Annotated in this window: 17 protein-coding genes and 1 tRNA gene; 12 read left to right on the forward strand and 6 right to left on the reverse strand. The window is 67.8% G+C overall.

What is annotated here, in order from left to right; all coding sequences use genetic code 11:
• A partial coding sequence (locus EJC49_RS20080) for a DegQ family serine endoprotease (RefSeq protein WP_148106320.1) occupies positions 1-1,395 on the forward strand: 1,395 nt, incomplete at its 5' end.
• Positions 1,396-1,409: 14 nt separating this feature from the next.
• Complete coding sequence (locus tag EJC49_RS20085) at positions 1,410-2,765, forward strand: replication-associated recombination protein A (RefSeq protein WP_126701720.1); 1,356 nt, start codon at positions 1,410-1,412, stop codon at positions 2,763-2,765.
• 133 nt (positions 2,766-2,898) lie between these two features.
• On the opposite strand, the gene EJC49_RS20090 is transcribed toward EJC49_RS20085, so the two are convergent.
• Positions 2,899-2,972, reverse strand: a tRNA-Gly gene (locus EJC49_RS20090).
• 156 nt (positions 2,973-3,128) lie between these two features.
• Between EJC49_RS20090 and EJC49_RS20095 the strand changes: the two genes are divergently transcribed.
• Positions 3,129-3,317 carry a hypothetical protein gene (locus EJC49_RS20095; RefSeq protein ID WP_126701721.1) on the forward strand — a complete coding sequence of 63 codons (189 nt, stop codon included), beginning with the start codon at positions 3,129-3,131 and terminating at the stop codon, positions 3,315-3,317.
• 72 nt (positions 3,318-3,389) lie between these two features.
• Here EJC49_RS20095 and EJC49_RS20100 read toward each other — a convergent pair whose 3' ends face one another.
• Positions 3,390-4,181, reverse strand: coding sequence for a class I SAM-dependent methyltransferase (locus EJC49_RS20100; protein WP_126701722.1), 792 nt, complete (start codon positions 4,179-4,181; stop codon positions 3,390-3,392).
• A gap of 186 nt (positions 4,182-4,367) precedes the next feature.
• On the reverse strand, positions 4,368-6,587 hold the full coding sequence (gene katG, locus EJC49_RS20105) for a catalase/peroxidase HPI (protein WP_126701723.1): 2,220 nt from the start codon (positions 6,585-6,587) through the stop codon (positions 4,368-4,370).
• A 66-nt stretch (positions 6,588-6,653) separates the two neighbouring features.
• On the opposite strand from katG, the gene EJC49_RS20110 reads away from it, so the two are divergent.
• Positions 6,654-6,863, forward strand: a complete 210-nt coding sequence (locus tag EJC49_RS20110; protein WP_126701724.1) for a hypothetical protein — start codon at positions 6,654-6,656, stop codon at positions 6,861-6,863.
• A 159-nt stretch (positions 6,864-7,022) separates the two neighbouring features.
• The gene (locus EJC49_RS20115; protein ID WP_126701725.1) at positions 7,023-8,264 is read left to right on the forward strand and encodes an AGE family epimerase/isomerase; all 1,242 of its coding nucleotides are present in this window, start codon (positions 7,023-7,025) and stop codon (positions 8,262-8,264) included.
• 30 nt (positions 8,265-8,294) lie between these two features.
• On the opposite strand, the gene EJC49_RS20120 is transcribed toward EJC49_RS20115, so the two are convergent.
• Positions 8,295-9,137 (reverse strand): GNAT family N-acetyltransferase, encoded by an 843-nt coding sequence (locus EJC49_RS20120; protein WP_126701726.1) that lies wholly within the window; start codon positions 9,135-9,137, stop codon positions 8,295-8,297.
• Positions 9,138-9,269: 132 nt separating this feature from the next.
• Between EJC49_RS20120 and EJC49_RS20125 the strand changes: the two genes are divergently transcribed.
• From EJC49_RS20125 to EJC49_RS20140, 4 genes are all read left to right on the forward strand, one after another.
• Positions 9,270-10,163: a LysR family transcriptional regulator gene (locus EJC49_RS20125; protein WP_126701727.1), complete on the forward strand. Its 894-nt coding sequence runs from the start codon at positions 9,270-9,272 to the stop codon at positions 10,161-10,163.
• 93 nt (positions 10,164-10,256) lie between these two features.
• Entirely contained in the window at positions 10,257-10,736 is a 480-nt protein-coding gene (locus EJC49_RS20130) for a formate dehydrogenase subunit gamma (RefSeq protein WP_425358835.1), read from the forward strand.
• Positions 10,733-12,289 (forward strand): formate dehydrogenase beta subunit, encoded by a 1,557-nt coding sequence (locus EJC49_RS20135; RefSeq protein ID WP_126701729.1) that lies wholly within the window; start codon positions 10,733-10,735, stop codon positions 12,287-12,289. The genes EJC49_RS20130 and EJC49_RS20135 overlap by 4 nt, the downstream gene beginning before the upstream one ends.
• On the forward strand, positions 12,286-12,498 hold the full coding sequence (locus tag EJC49_RS20140; RefSeq protein WP_126701730.1) for a DUF4287 domain-containing protein: 213 nt from the start codon (positions 12,286-12,288) through the stop codon (positions 12,496-12,498). The genes EJC49_RS20135 and EJC49_RS20140 overlap by 4 nt, the downstream gene beginning before the upstream one ends.
• A gap of 31 nt (positions 12,499-12,529) precedes the next feature.
• Here the strand turns inward: EJC49_RS20140 and EJC49_RS20145 are convergent, their stop codons facing one another.
• Both EJC49_RS20145 and EJC49_RS20150 read right to left on the reverse strand, forming a co-directional pair.
• The gene (locus EJC49_RS20145) at positions 12,530-12,955 is read right to left on the reverse strand and encodes a type II toxin-antitoxin system HicB family antitoxin (protein WP_126701731.1); all 426 of its coding nucleotides are present in this window, start codon (positions 12,953-12,955) and stop codon (positions 12,530-12,532) included.
• Positions 12,956-13,000: 45 nt separating this feature from the next.
• Positions 13,001-13,195: a type II toxin-antitoxin system HicA family toxin gene (locus EJC49_RS20150; RefSeq protein ID WP_126701732.1), complete on the reverse strand. Its 195-nt coding sequence runs from the start codon at positions 13,193-13,195 to the stop codon at positions 13,001-13,003.
• A 91-nt stretch (positions 13,196-13,286) separates the two neighbouring features.
• On the opposite strand from EJC49_RS20150, the gene fdhF reads away from it, so the two are divergent.
• The 3 genes from fdhF to EJC49_RS20165 are packed head-to-tail and all read left to right on the forward strand — an operon-like array spanning position 13,287 to position 17,213.
• On the forward strand, positions 13,287-16,166 hold the full coding sequence (gene fdhF, locus EJC49_RS20155; RefSeq protein ID WP_126701733.1) for a formate dehydrogenase subunit alpha: 2,880 nt from the start codon (positions 13,287-13,289) through the stop codon (positions 16,164-16,166).
• Entirely contained in the window at positions 16,163-16,993 is an 831-nt protein-coding gene (gene fdhD / locus EJC49_RS20160) for a formate dehydrogenase accessory sulfurtransferase FdhD (RefSeq protein WP_126701734.1), read from the forward strand. The genes fdhF and fdhD overlap by 4 nt, the downstream gene beginning before the upstream one ends.
• On the forward strand, positions 16,983-17,213 hold the full coding sequence (locus EJC49_RS20165) for a formate dehydrogenase subunit delta (RefSeq protein WP_126701735.1): 231 nt from the start codon (positions 16,983-16,985) through the stop codon (positions 17,211-17,213). Before fdhD ends, EJC49_RS20165 begins: the two co-directional genes overlap by 11 nt.
• Positions 17,214-17,413 lie beyond the last annotated feature (200 nt).

Here is a 17,413-nt window from a genome sequence, read left to right on the forward strand (position 1 = left end):
CAGGCGTCGGGCGAGGGGGCCGCGCCGCCGGCGCCTGCAGCGCCGCTCGCTCCGCAGGCCGGCGGCTCCGAGGCGCGGCGCGTGCCTTTCGGCCAGGCGGAGATCCAGCTGTCCTTCGCGCCGCTGGTGAAGGAGACGGGCCCGTCGGTCGTCAACGTCTACGCCAAGCAGCTCGTGCAGTCGCGGTCGCCCTTCGCAGGGGATCCGTTCTTCGAGCAGTTCTTCGGCCGCCAGCAGATGCCGCCGCGGGTGCAGTCGTCGCTCGGATCGGGCGTGATGGTCGATCCGTCCGGCATCGTGGTGACCAATTTCCACGTCATTCGCGACGCGGACGAAGTCAGGGTCGCGCTGTCGGACGGTCGCGAGTTCGAAAGCCGCGTGCTGCTGAAGGACGAGTCGCTCGATCTCGCGGTGCTGAAGATCGAGGGCAGCGATCCGTTTCCGGTCATCCCGATCGGCGATTCGGACGCGCTGGAGGTGGGCGATCTCGTGCTGGCCATCGGCAACCCGTTCGGGCTCGCCCAGACGACGACCAGCGGCATCGTCTCGGCGCTGGCGCGCAATCACATCGGCGTGGCCGATTTCGGCTTCTTCATCCAGACGGACGCGGCGATCAATCCCGGCAATTCCGGTGGCGCGCTGATCGACATGGCGGGTCGTCTCGTCGGCATCAACACGGCGATCTTTTCGCGTAGCGGCGGGTCGATCGGCATCGGTTTCGCCATTCCCTCCAACATGGTGCGCGCCGTCGTGGAGGCCGCGCGGGCGGGCGAGCAGAGCTTCGAACGGCCGTTCCTGGGGGCGGAGTTCGACCAGGTGACGCCGCAGATCGCCGAGGCGCTCGGCATGCCGCGCCCGCAAGGCGCGATCGTGACCGCGATCTACCAGGGCGGGCCGGCCGAGGCCGCGGGCCTGGAGCCCGGCGACGTGGTGCTGGCGTTGAACGGCGTGCCGATCCAGCATGTCGACGCGCTCGGATACCGCCTCGCCACCCAGCCGCTGAACTCGGACGTGACGTTCGACGTGCTGTCGAAGGGCAGCCAGCGCGCGGTGTCGCTGACGCTGGTCAGGGCGCCCGAGGGCGCCTCCACCGCCATGCTGGACATTTCGGGGCAAAGCCCGTTTGCGGGCGCCAGGGTGGCGGAACTGTCGCCGCGGCTTGCGCGCCGGCTCAGGCTGCGCGACGATGCGCGCGGCGTGGTGATGGTCGACGTGCCGCGCAATTCGCCGGCCGCCGGCCATGGCTTCCGCCCGGGCGACATCGTGCGGGAGGTGAACGGCATTGCGATCGACAAGCCCGAGACCTTGCAGAAGGCGGCGGGCGAACGGACGCGCTGGTGGCGCTTCACCGTGGATCGCAACGGCAACATCATGCGCCAGATGCTGCGCTACTGACCGGAACGGAGACCATGGCCGACCTCTTCGGGCGCGACGACGGACCGGCGGCGCGGCGGCCCCTGACCGGCGCGCATGACGCCACGGCCCCGCGCCCGCTGGCCGAGACGCTGCGGCCGAAGCGGCTGGCGGACGTGGTCGGGCAGGACCACCTGGTGGGACCGGACGCGCCGATCCGCAGGATGGTGGAGACGGGCAGGCTGTCGTCCTTCGTGCTGTGGGGGCCTCCGGGCACCGGCAAAACGACGATCGCCCGCCTGGTCGCCATGGAAGCAGGGATCGAATTCCTGCAACTGTCCGCCGTCAATGCCGGGATTGCCGATCTTCGCAAGGTGATCGAGACCGCGCGCCACCTTCGTTCGTCGCTTGGCCGGCAGACGGCCGTCTTCATCGACGAGTTGCACCGGTTCAACCGGACGACGCAGGACGCGCTGCTGCCGCATGTCGAGGACGGAACGCTGGTGCTGATCGGCGCGACGACCGAGAATCCGAGTTTCAGCCTCGTTTCGGCGCTTCTGTCCCGCGCCCGGGTCTACGTGGTCAACCGGCTCGAACGCGAGTCGCTCGCGACGCTGCTGGAGAATGTGGAGCGGCATTACGGGCGGGCGCTGCCGCTGAACGCGGAGGCGCGCGACACGCTGGTCGAGATGGCCGATGGCGATGCGCGCTACATGCTGAACCTTGCCGAGGAGCTGATGGGGCTGGCGAGCGCCGAGGTGCTCGACATCGCCGGTCTTGCGAGAACCGTGCAGAAGCGCGCGGCCGTCTACGACAAGGCGCAGGAGGCGCACTACAACCTGCTCAGCTGCTTCCACAAGACGCTGCGCGGCAGCGACGTGCAGGCGGCGATGTACTGGGCGGCGCGGATGATCGCCGGAGGGGAGGATCCCGGTACGCTGTTTCGGCGGCTGGCCTGCGCGGCGTCGGAGGATGTCGGGATGGCCGACCCGCAGGCGATGCCGCAGGTGCTGGCGGCCTGGAACGCCTTCGAGCGGGTGGGCTGGCCGGAGGGGCGGCTGTTTCTTGCGCAGGCGATCGCCTATGTCGCGACCGCGCCGAAATCCAACGCCGCCTATCGCGCCTTCGACGACGCCTTCGAGCTAGCCAGCCGCACCGGCTCGCTGCCGCCACCGAAGCACATCCTCAACGCGCCGACGAAGATGATGCGGGAGCTGGGCTATGGCGCCGGCTACCAGTACGACCATGACTACCCGGAAGCCTATTCCGGACAGGAATACTTCCCGGACGAACTGACGGGGGCCGCGCGTCCAGAGTTCTACCGGCCGAACGAACGCGGCTTCGAGCGCGACATCAAGAAGAGGCTCGATTTCTGGGACAAGGCGCGCGCGCAGCGAAAGCGGGACGGGTAGAGCCGCGACCAGCTATTTCAGCGAAGGCCCATCGGGCAGCCGCCCCTTCGCCTCGCTGATCATTGGCCTTCGACGGCCAGTCAACGCCAACGATGTTCCTTCGGCGAGCGAAGCTCTGGGCGTGGGGAGGCTTTGGAGCGGGTAGCGGGAATCGAACCCGCACCAAGAGCTTGGAAGGCTCATGTGATACCATTTCACCATACCCGCAGCGGCTGAACTCCTACTCGACGCGTCCGCGTGGGTCAAGAACCGAGATGGCGCCAGAGGGCCGGGCGAGGCCTCGCGCCAGCGGCCGCCGGACCGCGCTGCGGAACGCAAGGGATGCGGGCGCGTTATCGACCCGCAAACGAATTGGAGCCTGAAATGCGCCTGCTTCTCCTGATCGCCGTCATCGCGCTCGGCGTGGACGCCCTGAAGTACGACGGCGCCTATACCCAATCGGCCTGGCGGGAGATCAGCAGCCAGCTGTCCCGGCTCGAAGCACGGGTGAACGACAGCAACCTGCTCGATCGGCGGGTGGTGGCAACCGAGACGACCGAAAGGCAGCGCTGATTCGCCTCCCCGGTTGATTCGCCTGCCCGGATCCGGGCGCCGGAGGCCGCCGCCGGATCCGACAAACGGAGCTCAGGCGATCTCGCCGACGAAGAGCGAACGCACGGCGGCATGGTGCCTCACGGGGAACTCGGCCTTGACGGCGGCGATCAGCTTCGGATCGGTGCAGACGTCATGGAAGGCGATGATCGAACCGGGGCGCAAGAGCCGCCTCAGGCCCGGCGCATTGGTCTCGATTTCCTTGAGATTGTGCGTGGCGTCGCAGAACAGGACGTTTGCGACGGGGAGATCGAGCTTCTTGAAGTCGCCCAGCACGACATCGACGAGATCATCGACGCCGGCTGCCTTCAGGTTGCGTTTCAGCTGACCGGCCGCGCCGCCCGGACTGCTCAGTACGGGCAGCATGGTCTGCCGGTAGGCGCGCTCAGAGCAGCTGCCCATGTTCTCGCCATCGACGAACATGCCGATCATCCCATCCTCCACCGGCCGGAAATGTTCGGTGGTGAGACCCAGGTCGCAGCTCGTGAAGGCCTTGTCCTGGCCGGACGCGCGAATGCCGCGCGCGATGGCGACCGTGGACAGGCCAACCCAGGCGCCGATCTCCAGGAACGGACCCTCGATGTGGAGGCCAAGGGCATAGAGCAGCTGCCGCTCGGCCGGATGCAGCCAGCCGTCGATGGAGCGAACGTCGGCATCGTGGAAGAAGCGGGTCTCGGCGACGCGCCGCATCGCGGGGTTCGAGAAACCGGAGAAGTCGGACGCATCGATGCGCAGCTGGTAGCTCCTGCGGACGGGCGTCGGGACGAGCCTCGCCGCCATGTTCAAGGACATCCGCGCCGTTCGTTTCAGTGACTTCACGATCATCGGAGGCTCCAGATCCAGCAGGCGCCAGCGCTATCACGGAATGGAGCATCTGCCAACGAACCGCAGTGCTGGGTTGCAAGGCGCATGGGTCGGCACACGGTCGGGTTCGGCGTTCGGGTTCGCCGCTGCAAAAAAAGAAACGCGGCCGACGAGCGGCCGCGTTTCCTGGTCGGGACGGGCTTTGGATCAGGCGGCGAGATCGAAACGATCCGCGTTCATGACCTTGGTCCAGGCGGCGACGAAGTCCTTGACGAACTTACCGCCGCTGTCGCTCTGGGCGTAGACTTCGGCCAGCGCGCGCAGCAGCGAGTTGGACCCGAACACCAGGTCGACCCGCGTCGCGGTCCACTTGACGTCGCCCGACTTGCGGTCGCGACCCTCGAAGGTGTCGGCGTGCTCGGAGGTCGGCTTCCACATCGTGCCCATGTCGAGCAGGTTGACGAAGAAGTCGTTCGTCAGCTGGCCCGGACGGCTGGTGAAGACGCCGTGCTGCGCGCCGCCATGATTGGCGCCGAGCACCCGCAGGCCGCCGACGAGGACCGTCATCTCCGGGGCGGTGAGCGTGAGCAGCTGCGCCTTGTCGATCAGCAGCTCCTCGGGGGAGATGGTGTAGGCCCGCTTCTGGTAGTTGCGGAAACCATCGCTCACCGGCTCGAGGAACTCGAACGACTCGACGTCGGTCTGCTCCTGCGTGGCGTCGCCACGGCCCGGCGCGAAGGGCACCGTGACGTCATGGCCGGCCGCCTTGGCCGCCTGCTCGATGGCCGCGGAGCCGCCGAGCACGATCAGGTCGGCGAGCGAGATCTTCTTGCCGTCGGTCTGTTCGGCGTCGAAGGCCGCCTTGATGCCCTCGAGAACCGACAGCACCCTGGCGAGCTGGTCGGGCTGGTTGACCTCCCAGTTCTTCTGCGGCTCGAGGCGGATGCGCGCGCCATTGGCGCCGCCGCGCTTGTCGGAGCCGCGGAAGGTCACCGCGGAGGCCCAGGCGGTCTGGATCAGCTCGGCCGGGGTCAGGCCGGCGCCGAGCAGGCGCGCCTTCAGCGCCTCGATGTCGGCGCCATCGACCAGCGGATGGTCGACCGGCGGGATCGGATCCTGCCAGATCAGGTCTTCCGCCGGGACCTCGGGGCCGAGATAGCGCGACTTCGGACCCATGTCGCGGTGGGTCAGCTTGAACCAGGCCCGGGCATAGGCATCGGCGAACTGGTCGGGGTTCTCCTGGAAGCGCTTGGAGATCGGCCCGTAGATCGGATCGAGCTTCATGGCCATGTCGGCGGTCGACATCATGATCGGGACCTTCTTGCCCGAACCGTCGACTTCCGGCGCCATGTCCTGTTCCTCGAGGCCGATGGGACGCCAGATCCAGGCACCCGACGGGCTCCTGGTCTTCTCCCACTCGTATTTGAACAGGACGTGGAAATAGCCCATGTCCCAACGGGTCGGGTTCGGGGTCCAGGCCCCTTCGAGGCCGGAGGTGATCGTGTCGACGCCCTTGCCGCTCTTGTAGGTCGAGAGCCAGCCAAGGCCCATCGCATCGATGGAGGCGGCCTCGGGCTCGGGACCGACATGCTCGACCGGGCCGGCACCGTGGGTCTTGCCGAAGGTGTGGCCGCCGGCGGTCAGAGCGACGGTTTCCTCGTCGTTCATCGCCATGCGCGCGAAGGTCTCGCGGATGTCCTTGGCCGAGGCCAGCGGGTCGGGATTGCCGTCGGGGCCCTCGGGATTGACGTAGATGAGGCCCATCTGCACGGCCGCGAGCGGGTTTTCCAGTTCGCGATCGCCGGAATAGCGGGCGAGATCATGGTCGCTGCGGGCCAGCCATTCGTTCTCCGCGCCCCAGTAGGTGTCCTCCTCGGGCTCCCAGACGTCGGCACGGCCGCCGGCGAAGCCGAAGGTCTTGAAGCCCATCGATTCCATGGCGACGTTGCCGGCGAGAATCATCAGGTCGGCCCAGGAAATCTGGTTGCCGTACTTCTGCTTGATCGGCCACAGGAGCCGGCGCGCCTTGTCGAGGTTGCCGTTGTCCGGCCAGGAATTGAGCGGCGCGAAGCGCTGCTGCCCGGTGCCGCCGCCGCCACGGCCGTCGGCCGTACGATAGGTGCCGGCCGAGTGCCAGGCCATGCGGATGAACAGGCCGCCATAGTGGCCGTAGTCGGCCGGCCACCACTCCTGGCTGTCGGTCATCAGCGCCGTCAGATCCTGCTTCAAGGCGGCGAGATCGAGCTTCTTGAACTCCTCGGCATAGTTGAAGCCCTTGCCCATCGGATCGGACAGATCGGAATTCTGGTGGAGCATCCGCACGTTGAGCTGGTTCGGCCACCAGTCGCGATTCGTCCGCATCGACATGTTGGTGGTGCCGTGCGCCACGGGGCATTGGCCCGCGCCTGAAACCTTGTATCCGTCCATTGCTGTCTCCGTTCGTGGCTGCGTTGCTGCTTCGTAGGTGAAGTCGATGAAAGATCGGCGACACGGATGGCACCGCGCGCCGATGCCAACCGCGTCCGCATCAACGGAACCGTCGTCATCGCCCATTTGGCCCGGGTGTCACGTCTGCCGGGCGATCCGCGCGCAGCCAAGGCCTCGATCGGCAATGGCGGCAGATTGCGGATGGCCGACGGGCGCTCCTCAAGCTTCTTCTTGTTGGGATTCTTGTACCGCAAGATGTCGATAGCAGAAAGTTGAAATAACTGATTGCGACGATAAGTCCAGCTTATGGAAAGGTTGGACATCGGGTCCGCTGCGGTCGCCCGGCGTCGCCGTTCCGTCAGGCCGCTGGAAGACCGGTCGGGTTCCGTGCCATCGTGGCGGCGCGGCCGCGCGGCGCTGGCCGGGGAGGGGTGAATGGCGGACAGCGGCGGCATGGAGACAGACGGCGCGTCCCGGCTTGGCGAAGCGGCCCACCGGCTCTGGCTGGCCGACCAGGCGGCGCGCCAGATCGGCTTCTTCAGGTCGAGCCTGCGATCCGACGGCGGCTTCGACGTGCTCGACGTCGATGGCACGCCGCTGCCGCGAACGGCGCAGGAACTGCACACGACCACCAGGCTCACCCATTCCTTCGCGCTGGCGAAGGCGGCCGGTGCGCGCGGCTGCGACGCCATCATCGACGCCGGGATGACGTTCCTGTGGGACCGGCATCGCGACCCTGTCCATGGCGGCTATGGCTGGTCGGCGAGCACGCAGGGCGTGGCCGACGGCACCAGGCTCGCCTATGGCCATGTGTTCGTGCTGCTGGCCGGAGCCAGCGCCCGCCAGGCCGGGCATCCGCATGCCGATCGCCTGATCGCCGACGTCGTCGCCATCATCGACGGGCATTTCTGGGACGAGGCGCATGGTCTGCTGCGCGACGAGTTCGCGCCCGACTGGACGCCTTTCTCCACCTATCGCGGCATGAACGCCAACATGCACGGCGTGGAGGCGATGCTTGCCGCCTTCGAGGCCACGGGCGAGGCGCTTCATCTCGAGCGCGCGGGGCGCATCCTCGACTTCTTCACCGCCCGCATGGCGCCGGAAAACGGCTGGCGGCTGCCCGAGCACTACACCGAGGCCTGGGAGGTCGACTGGGCCTACCAGGGCAATCCGATGTTCCGGCCGGCCGGCACCACGCCTGGCCATTCGCTGGAACTCGGGCGCCTGCTCCTGCAATGGTGGGCGCTTTCCGGCCGGCCGGCGGGAGACGCGCCGGCGCGGGCGCGGCGGCTGATCGAACGGGCGCTGGCGGATGCCTGGCGCGAGGATGGCGGGCTGGTCTACACGCTCGACCCGGACGGCCGTCCGGCGGTGCGCGACCGCTACTGGTGGCCCGTCGCCGAGGCTATCGGCGCGATGGCCGCGCTTCTCAAGCTCGATCCCCGGCCGTCGGACGAGGACTGGTACCAAAGGCTCTGGCGGTTCGCGGACCGCCACTTCATCGACCATGCACGCGGCGGCTGGTTTCCGGAGATCGACGAGCAGGGCGCGCCGGTGGCGCGGCAGTTCAACGGCAAGCCCGACCTCTACCATTCGCTGCAGGCCGCCTTGCTGCCGCTCGCGCCCGGCATCGCCCGTCCGTTCGAGGGTTTGCGAGAGACCAAGCCGCTCGGCTGATGCGGCGCCGCGCGGCGCCGGGCCGGCCGGTCAGCCGAGCTCCAGCGTCGTGATGCCGAAGACGCGGCTTCTGTCGATGCGGGGCGCCGGTCCCCGGTACATGCGCGCCGTCCGGAAGCCGGGCGTCAGACCTGCCGCCAGGATGCGCGCGGTGAAGGAAGTCTGGCTCGCCGGAACGTCGATATGGACCTCGCCGCCGCAGGCGCCGGCGAGCGCCTGGAGGAGTTGCATCGCCACCTTCTCGTGGTCCGCAAAGAGCGGGCCGATCTTCCAGCCTTCCCGGCAGGGGCGGACGACACCGAAGCCGGTCAGCCTTTCGCCGTCCGCCGAAGCCATCGCGATGTGCGGCAGGGCCAGCCAGGTCCGGAGGAAGTCGTCGCGCGGGGCGGGGAAGCACTGGCGATCCAGCGCCACGGCCTGCTCGACGCGTTCGGGCGCGAGCGGCCGGACGGCGGAGCGGTCGTCTTCGCCCGATGCCGGCCGGCCGCTGAACCGTAGGGTCTCGTGGTCGGCGACGAAGCCCGCCCGGCGGTAGTTGGCCTGCTGGTCCGGAACCCCGTCGAGACCGACCGTCCGTCCGCCGAGACGTGCCATGCCTGCGTCCCAGAGGGCCTTGCCGATGCCGCGGCCGCGCAGGTCGGGCCGGCAGATGTAGAGCCCGACGAATCCGAACGACGCATCATAGGCGATGGCGGCGATCCCGGCCGCCATTTCTCCGTCGACGAAGGCACCTAGCAGGCCCTCACGATCGGCGGTTCGGAAGACTTCGGCATCCGCAGAGCCGGGGTTCCATCCTTCGGTTGCGGCCCAGTCGATCAGCGTGCCGGTTTCAAGGGCCGAAAGCGGCCGGATGAGGGGCGGATTGGCAGGCATGGACGCGATCCTCGTGGTCGGAGGGACTGGGGCCGTGCAGCTTAGGCCGATCGCCCGATCCGGTCGAGCCATGGCGGGCCATTGCCGATGCCTGACGAAAGGGCTTTAACTCGGTCCGGGGAGGTGCCGGATTTGCTCGACAAGCTCGAATGGTTTATCGCGCTGGCGCAGGCGCAGCATTTCGGCAAGGCCGCGGCCGAGTGCAACATCACGCAGCCGACGCTGTCGGCCGCGATCCGCCAGCTGGAGGAGCAGCTCGGCGTCATGCTGGTCATGCGCGGTTCCCGCTACCAGGGGCTGACGCCGGAAGGCCAGCGCGTGCTGGAATGGGCGCGCCGTATCGTCGGCGACACCCGCACCATGCGCCAGGAGATGCGGGCCGCACGGCACGGTCTGGCCGGCCATATCCGCATCGCAGCCATCCCGACGGCGCTGGCCATGGTGCCGGAGATCACCACGCCGTTCCGCGAGAAGCACCCGGAGGTGACGTTTTCGGTCCTGTCGCGCAACTCGATCGAGGTGCTGACGCTGCTGGACAATCTCGAGATCGACGTCGGCATCACCTATCTCGACAACGAGCCGCTGGGGCGGGTGACGGCGGTGCCGCTCTATTCGGAGCGCTACCAGCTGATCACGGCCGCCGGAAACCGCTTCGCCGACCGCGCCAGCGTGACCTGGCGGGAGATTTCGGAACTGCCGCTCTGCCTGTTGACGCCGGACATGCAGAACCGCCGCATCATCAACCAGCATCTCAGGGAAGCAGGGGTCGAGGCGCGGCCGACGCTGGAATCGAACTCCATGATCGTGCTGTTCTCGCATATCCGGACGGGTAAATGGTCGAGCATCATGCCGGTCAACCTCGCCCAGACGCTCGGCTTTGCCGATCCCGTGCGGGCGATCCCGATCGTCGAGCCGGACGCGCGGCATCTCGTCGGCATGGTGGCGACGCATCGCGATCCGCAGACGCCGCTGGTCTCGGCGCTGCTGCATCAGGCGACGACGATGGCGCAGGCCCACGAACGATAGAAGAATCCTATCGACTGACGGAAAGCGGCTATTGAATCGTTGCCGCTTTCCTGTGCATGGCTGCCGCCATAGGCCAAGTACGGAGGAGACTGCGTGTCCATGCGGAACGATGCAGGCCGGACGGAAGAGCGACTGATAGACATCGTCAATGGCTGGATCGCGCGCGAGGCGCCGCTGTTGCCGATTCTCAACGAGGTGCAGGCGTCGTTCGGCTACATGCCGGAGAACGCAGCCGCCGTGATCGGCCGCGAACTGAACCTGTCGCGCGCCGAGGTGCATGGCGTCATCTCCTTCTATCACGACTTCCGCAAGGAGCCGGCCGGTCGCCACGTGCTGAAGGTCTGCCGCGCGGAAGCCTGCCAGTCGGTCGGCGGGCGCGAGATGGCCGAGCACCTGAAGCGCCTGCTGGGCCTCGACTGGCACGAGACGGCGGCCGACGGGTCGGTCACGCTGGAGCCGGTCTACTGCCTCGGCCTCTGCGCCTGTGCGCCCGCCGCCATGCTGGACGGGGAGATGATCGGCCGCATCGACGAGCAGGTTGCGGCCGAGATCGTGCGCGAGGTGCGGACATGAGCATCACCGTCTGGGTTCCGGCCGATTCCGCCGCCAGGTCCGTCGGCGCCGATCGTGTCGCGCAGCGGATCGCCGAGGTGGCGGCGGCGCGCGGGCAGGCGATTACCATCCGCCGCAACGGCTCGCGCGGCCTGTTCTGGCTGGAGCCGCTGGTCGAGGTCGAGACCGCCGAGGGTCGCATCGGCTATGGCCCGGTCAAGCCGGCCGACGTGGAAGGCCTGTTCGACGCGGGTTTCCTGAACGGCGGCGCGCATGGGCTGTGCATCGGCCGACCGGAGGCGCATCCGTTCCTGGCGCGCCAGACGCGGCTCACCTTCGAGCGCTGCGGGATCATCGATCCCGTCGATCTCGACGGCTACCGCGCCCATGGCGGGCTGGCGGGGCTGGAGCGGGCGGTCGCGATGCCGGCCGCCGAGATCGTGAAAGAGGTGACCGAATCCGGCCTGCGCGGCCGCGGCGGGGCCGGATTCCCGACCGGCATCAAGTGGAAGACGGTGCTCGACGCCGAGGGGCCGCAAAAATACATCGTCTGCAATGCCGACGAAGGCGATTCGGGCACCTTTGCCGACCGCATGATCATGGAGGGCGATCCCTTCGTGCTGATCGAGGGCATGGCGATCGCCGGCCTCGCGACGGGCGCGACGAAGGGCTATGTCTACACGCGCTCGGAATATCCGGACGCGGCGCGCGTGATGAGCCGCGCCATCGAGGTGGCGCGGGCGGCCGGCGTGCTCGGGCATTCGGTGCTGGGTTCGGGCCATGCCTTCGACATGGAGGTGCGGATCGGCGCCGGGGCCTATGTCTGCGGCGAGGAGACGTCTCTCCTGAACAGCATGGAAGGCAAGCGCGCCGTGGTGCGCGCCAAGCCGCCGCTGCCGGCGCTGAAGGGCTTTCTCGGCCGGCCGACGGTGGTCAACAACGTGATTTCGCTGGCCTCGGTACCGGTCATTATGGCGAGGGGCGCAGCATTCTATCGCGATTTCGGCATGGGCCGCTCGCGCGGCACGATCCCGATCCAGATCGCCGGCAACGTCCGCCATGGCGGGCTGTTCGAGACGGCCTTCGGGCTGACGCTGGGCGAGATCGTCGAGGAGATCGGCGGCGGCACGCTCACCGGCCGGCCGGTGAAGGCGGTGCAGGTCGGGGGGCCGCTGGGGGCCTATTTCCCGCCGTCGCTGTTTTCCACGCCCTTCGACTACGAGGCCTTCGCAGCCAAGGACGGGCTGGTCGGCCATGCCGGCGTGGTGGTGTTCGACGATACGGCCGACATGCTGGAGCAGGCGCGCTTCGCCTTCGAGTTCTGTGCGGTCGAATCCTGCGGCAAGTGCACGCCCTGCCGCATCGGCGCGGTGCGCGGGGCCGAGACGATCGACCGGATCGCCCGGGGCATCGAGCCGGAGAAGAACCGCGCCGTCGTGGCCGACCTCTGCCAGACGATGAAGTTCGGCTCGCTCTGCGCATTGGGCGGTTTCACGCCCTATCCGGTGATGAGCGCCATGACGCATTTTTCCGAGGATTTTTCGCGCCCGCCGGTGCGGGAGGCGGCGGAATGAGCGCCGAGAAGGTCAAGGGTCCCGCCTCCTACTTCCCGTCGATCGAGAAGACCTATGGCCAGCCGATCGCTCACTGGACAGCGCTCGTCCGCGCGCAGTCAGGCAAGAAGCACATGGAAATCGTGAGCTGGCTGAAGGCCGAGCATGGCCTCGGCCACGGCCACGCCAACGCGCTGGTGGCGCATGCGCTGGCTGAGCGAGAGGGCTGACCGCATGCCGCGCGCCCGAAAAGGATCGTCTTCAGGCGGCGCGTCTCACGGCCACCTCGATCTCCATGCCGAGCGCGCGCAGCGCGTCCTGAAGGGGGCCGATCTTCGAAGGGTGGTCGGGGTCGAGCAGCCGTCTCGCTTCGTTTTCGGATTTCCCCAACTGGCGGGCAAGCTCGCTCTTGGTGATGCCGGAATCGCGGAACGCGCTGATCAGCGCGAGCTTGGCGGCGACGTCCGCGTCCAGCGCGACAGGCACGCCCGCGCTCGAAACCGGCTGCGGCAGGCTCCGGCCGGCTTGCAGGATACCGCGCAGGGCGAGCGCCAGCGCCTCGCGCGCGTTGGACAACGCCTCCTCGCGCGTCTCACCGGCGGTGATCGCCTCCGGAACGTCGTCGAAGGTGACGATGATGCCGCCGTCCGGATCGTCCTGAAGCGTCGCGAAGTATCGGTAGAACATTCCCATCCTTTCGTTGCGTCCAATTCCGGCCCCAACGCTGGCCGCCTAGTCGATACCGAGCTGCTTCCTGACCAGCCTGACATAGGTGGGGCTGAGGTCGCCGGACTTCACGGTGCTCATCCGTTCGCCCAGGCGAATGCGATAGTGCGAACCCTTGCCGCGATCCTCGAACACCTCGAGTTCAAGGCCCAGCGCTTTGGCCGCCTTCCGAAGCTCGCGCAGGAACTGGTCGCGCTTCATAGGCTCTCCGCGCTGCTCCAGCGTTCTTTTTCGCACAATTATGTGCGAGTATCAAGTCGCACATCATCCCTTTCCTTCCGGGAGGTTCTCCATGTCGCTCGTCCATGAAATCGACTACGGCACGCCCGCTTCGAAGTCGGAGCGGATGGTGACGCTGACCGTCGACGGCTTCGAGGTGTCGGTGCCCGAGGGCACGTCGATCATGCGCGCGGCGATGGAGGCCGAGATCAGCGTGCCGAAGCTGTGCGCGACCGACATGGTCGACGCCTTCGGCTCCTGCCGGCTCTGCCTCGTCGAGATCGAGGGCAGGGCGGGGACGCCCGCGTCCTGCACCACGCCGGTCGCGCCCGGCATGGTCGTCCATACCCAGACCTCGCGGCTGAAGCAGATCCGCAAGGGCGTCATGGAGCTCTACATCTCCGATCACCCGCTCGACTGCCTGACCTGCGCGGCCAATGGCGACTGCGAATTGCAGGACATGGCGGGCGTCGTCGGCCTGCGCGACGTGCGCTACGGCAACGAGGTCGACAATCATTTCAAGGCCCGCGACGGGGTCGACGCGTTCAACGCGCGCTGGATGCCGAAGGACGAGTCAAACCCCTACTTCACCTACGATCCGGCCAAGTGCATCGTCTGCTCGCGTTGCGTGCGCGCCTGCGAAGAGGTGCAGGGCACCTTTGCGCTGACCATCGAGGGCCGGGGCTTCGACAGCCGCGTCTCGCCCGGCGCGCATGAAAGCTTCCTCGGTTCCGAATGCGTGTCCTGCGGCGCCTGCGTGCAGGCCTGCCCGACGGCGACGCTGCGCGAGAAGTCGGTGATCGAGATCGGCCAGCCCGACCGCTCGGTCGTGACCACCTGCGCCTATTGCGGCGTCGGCTGCTCGTTCAAGGCCGAGATGCGCGGCGACGAGCTGGTGCGGATGGTGCCCTACAAGGACGGCAAGGCCAATCGCGGCCATTCCTGCGTCAAGGGACGCTTCGCCTATGGCTACGCCTCGCATCGCGACCGCATCCTCAACCCGATGATCCGCGACACGATCGACGAGCCGTGGCGGGAGGTGTCCTGGCAGGAGGCGCTGACCTTCGCCGCCGACCGCATGCGCGGCATCCAGAAGACATACGGCAAGGACTCGATCGGCGTCATCACCTCGTCGCGCTGCACCAACGAGGAGACCTACCTCGTCCAGAAGCTGGCGCGCGGCATCTTCGGCAACAACAACACCGACACCTGCGCCCGCGTCTGCCACTCGCCGACCGGTTACGGCCTCGGCCAGACCTTCGGCACGTCGGCCGGCACGCAGGACTTCGATTCCGTCGAGGACACCGACGTGGTGATCGTGATCGGCGCGAACCCGACCGACGGGCATCCGGTCTTCGCCTCGCGGCTGAAGAAGCGGCTGCGCCAGGGCGCGCAGCTGATCGTCATCGATCCGCGCCGCATCGACCTCGTCCGCTCGCCCCACATCCAGGCGGCGCATCACCTGCCGCTCAGGCCCGGCACCAACGTGGCGGTGGTCACGGCGCTGGCGCATGTGATCGTCACCGAGGGCCTGTTCGACGAGGCCTTCGTGCGCGAGCGCTGCGACTGGGACGAGTTCCAGGACTATGCCGAGTTCGTGTCGGATCCCATCCACAGCCCCGAGGCGGTGGAACTGCTGACCGGCGTCGACCCAGAAGAACTGCGCGCCGCGGCCCGGCTCTACGCCACCGGCGGCAATGGCGCGATCTATTACGGGCTTGGCGTGACCGAGCACAGCCAGGGCTCGACCACCGTCATCGGCATCGCCAACCTTGCCATGCTGACCGGCAACATCGGCCGGCGCGGCGTCGGCGTGAACCCGCTGCGCGGCCAGAACAACGTGCAGGGCTCCTGCGACATGGGCTCGTTCCCGCACGAACTGCCGGGCTATCGCCACGTCAAGAACGCCGACGTGCGCCAGATCTTCGAGGAGCTCTGGGGCGTGGAGATCTCCGAGGAGCCGGGCCTGCGCATCCCCAACATGCTGGACGCGGCCGTCGACGGCACCTTCAAGGGCCTCTACTGCCAGGGCGAGGACATTTTGCAGTCCGACCCGGACACCAGGCACGTCTCGGCCGGCCTGGCGGCGATGGAATGCGTCATCGTCCACGACCTGTTCCTGAACGAGACGGCAAACTACGCCCACGTCTTCCTGCCGGGTTCGACCTTCCTGGAGAAGGACGGGACCTTCACCAATGCCGAGCGCCGCATCAACCGCGTGCGCAAGGTGATGGCGCCGCGCAACGGCTATGCCGACTGGGAGATCACCCAGATGCTGGCCAACGCCATGGGCGGCAACTGGAGCTACGGGCATCCGTCCGAGATCATGGCCGAGATCGCCATGACGACGCCGTCCTTCGCCAACGTGACCTACGAACTGCTGGAGGAAAAGGGCTCGGTCCAGTGGCCCTGCAACGACAAGACGCCGGACGGGTCGCCGATCATGCATGTCGACGGCTTCGTGCGCGGCAAGGGTCGCTTCATCCGCACCGACTACGTGGCCACCGACGAGAAGACCGGCCCGCGCTTCCCGCTGCTGCTCACCACCGGGCGCATCCTCAGCCAGTACAATGTCGGCGCGCAGACGCGGCGCACGGCGAACGTGGTGTGGCATGACGAGGACGTGCTGGAGATCCACCCGCACGACGCCGAGAACCGGGGCATCAAGGAGGGCGACTGGGTCAAGATTGCCAGCCGTTCGGGCGAGACCAGCCTGCGTGCCAGGATCACCGACCGCGTTTCGCCGGGCGTGGTCTACACGACCTTCCATCATCCCACGACGCAAGCCAACGTCATCACCACCGACTTCTCCGACTGGGCGACCAACTGCCCCGAATACAAGGTGACGGCGGTGCAGGTCTCGCCGTCGAACGGCCCGACCGACTGGCAGGTGGACTATGCCGAGCAGGCGCGGATGTCGCGCCGGGTCGCCGTGCCCGAACCGGCCGAATGAGCGTGACGGCGTTTCCCGCCCGCCGGATGGTGGACCGCGTCGCGCGGCGCAAGGGCGCGCGCGTCGAGGACCGCCGGGCCGTGCCGGAGGAAACGCCGGTGGCCTTCTCCTATGGCGGCTCCACCCATGCCGTGATGATGGCGACGCCGGATGATTTCGAGGATTTCGCCTTCGGCTTCAGCCTGACGGAAGGGATCATCGCGTCCGCTGCCGGGATCGAGGCGCTGGACATCGTCGAGGCCGGGCCGGGGATCGACCTGCAGATCCGGCTGGCCGGCGAGGCGGGCGAGGCGCTCAGCCAACGTCGCCGGCACCTGGCTGGACCGGTCGGTTGCGGGCTGTGCGGCATCGAGAGCATCGAACAGGCCCTGCGGGCGGTGAAACCGGTCGCCGATCCGGGCCTTTGCGTCTCCGCCGCAACCGTCTCGGCCGCTGTGGCCGCGCTCGAAGGCGCACAGCCGCTCAACAGCGCCACAAGGGCGGTGCACGCCGCCGGCTTCTACGATTTCGAGAAGGGCATGATCGCCGTGCGCGAGGATGTCGGCCGTCACAACGCGCTGGACAAGCTTGCCGGTGCGCTGCTGCGCCAGGGCGTCCAGCCCGCGCGCGGCGCGGTGGTGGTGACCAGCCGCATTTCGGTGGAGATGGTGCAGAAGACGGCGGCGCTGGGCGCGGCCTTCCTCTTTGCCGTTTCGGCGCCGACCGCGCTGGCCGTGCGCACGGCCGAAAGCGCCGGCATCACGCTGGTGGCGGTGGTGCGCGGCGCCGAGTTCGAAGTCTTCACCCATGCCGACCGCATTGCCGGAGGGATCGCCGATGTCGCCTGACAAGCTCGTCTACATGGCCAACCAGATCGCCACCTTCTTCCAGACACGCAAGCATGACGAGGCCGTGGCCGGCATCGCGGATCACATCAACAATTTCTGGGAACCTCGCATGCGGGCTCAGTTTTTTGCGATCGTCGATGCCGGCGGGGAAGGACTGAAGCCGCTGGTGGTGGACGCGTCGGCGCGGATCAAGCGGCCGAAGACGGCGCCGGCCGGCTGACGGGCCTTCGCCGACGCATTCGGTCGGAACGCCTGGCTCCCTCACAGGCTTTCCGCAGCCCGCGCGCCGCGCCTTGCGGCGTCCCATGCGCAGCCGCTCGAAAGTCCCCTGTCGCTGGAAACTGACGAAGATCAAGGCGCGCTCTCCGGTTGTGCTACATCAGGCGACGACGCGTAAGCGGGCGAGGCTCCGGGCCAAGG

Origin of the sequence: Aquibium carbonis, from assembly GCF_003970795.1 — a bacterium.
In the GTDB taxonomy this organism is placed as follows: Bacteria; Pseudomonadota; Alphaproteobacteria; order Rhizobiales; family Rhizobiaceae; genus Aquibium; species Aquibium carbonis.

Bases quoted from the DNA above. Each gene is read 5' to 3' on its own strand.
- EJC49_RS20165 (WP_126701735.1), top strand. From the start codon at position 16,983: ATGTCGCCTGACAAGCTCGTCTACATGGCCAACCAGATCGCCACCTTC.
- fdhF (WP_126701733.1), top strand. From the start codon at position 13,287: ATGTCGCTCGTCCATGAAATCGACTACGGCACGCCCGCTTCGAAGTCG.
- EJC49_RS20110 (WP_126701724.1), top strand. From the start codon at position 6,654: ATGGCACCGCGCGCCGATGCCAACCGCGTCCGCATCAACGGAACCGTC.
- katG (WP_126701723.1), bottom strand. From the start codon at position 6,587: ATGGACGGATACAAGGTTTCAGGCGCGGGCCAATGCCCCGTGGCGCAC.
- EJC49_RS20140 (WP_126701730.1), top strand. From the start codon at position 12,286: ATGAGCGCCGAGAAGGTCAAGGGTCCCGCCTCCTACTTCCCGTCGATC.
- EJC49_RS20135 (WP_126701729.1), top strand. From the start codon at position 10,733: ATGAGCATCACCGTCTGGGTTCCGGCCGATTCCGCCGCCAGGTCCGTC.
- EJC49_RS20145 (WP_126701731.1), bottom strand. From the start codon at position 12,955: ATGTTCTACCGATACTTCGCGACGCTTCAGGACGATCCGGACGGCGGC.
- EJC49_RS20085 (WP_126701720.1), top strand. From the start codon at position 1,410: ATGGCCGACCTCTTCGGGCGCGACGACGGACCGGCGGCGCGGCGGCCC.
- EJC49_RS20095 (WP_126701721.1), top strand. From the start codon at position 3,129: ATGCGCCTGCTTCTCCTGATCGCCGTCATCGCGCTCGGCGTGGACGCC.
- fdhD (WP_126701734.1), top strand. From the start codon at position 16,163: ATGAGCGTGACGGCGTTTCCCGCCCGCCGGATGGTGGACCGCGTCGCG.
- EJC49_RS20150 (WP_126701732.1), bottom strand. From the start codon at position 13,195: ATGAAGCGCGACCAGTTCCTGCGCGAGCTTCGGAAGGCGGCCAAAGCG.
- EJC49_RS20100 (WP_126701722.1), bottom strand. From the start codon at position 4,181: ATGATCGTGAAGTCACTGAAACGAACGGCGCGGATGTCCTTGAACATG.
- EJC49_RS20115 (WP_126701725.1), top strand. From the start codon at position 7,023: ATGGCGGACAGCGGCGGCATGGAGACAGACGGCGCGTCCCGGCTTGGC.
- EJC49_RS20120 (WP_126701726.1), bottom strand. From the start codon at position 9,137: ATGCCTGCCAATCCGCCCCTCATCCGGCCGCTTTCGGCCCTTGAAACC.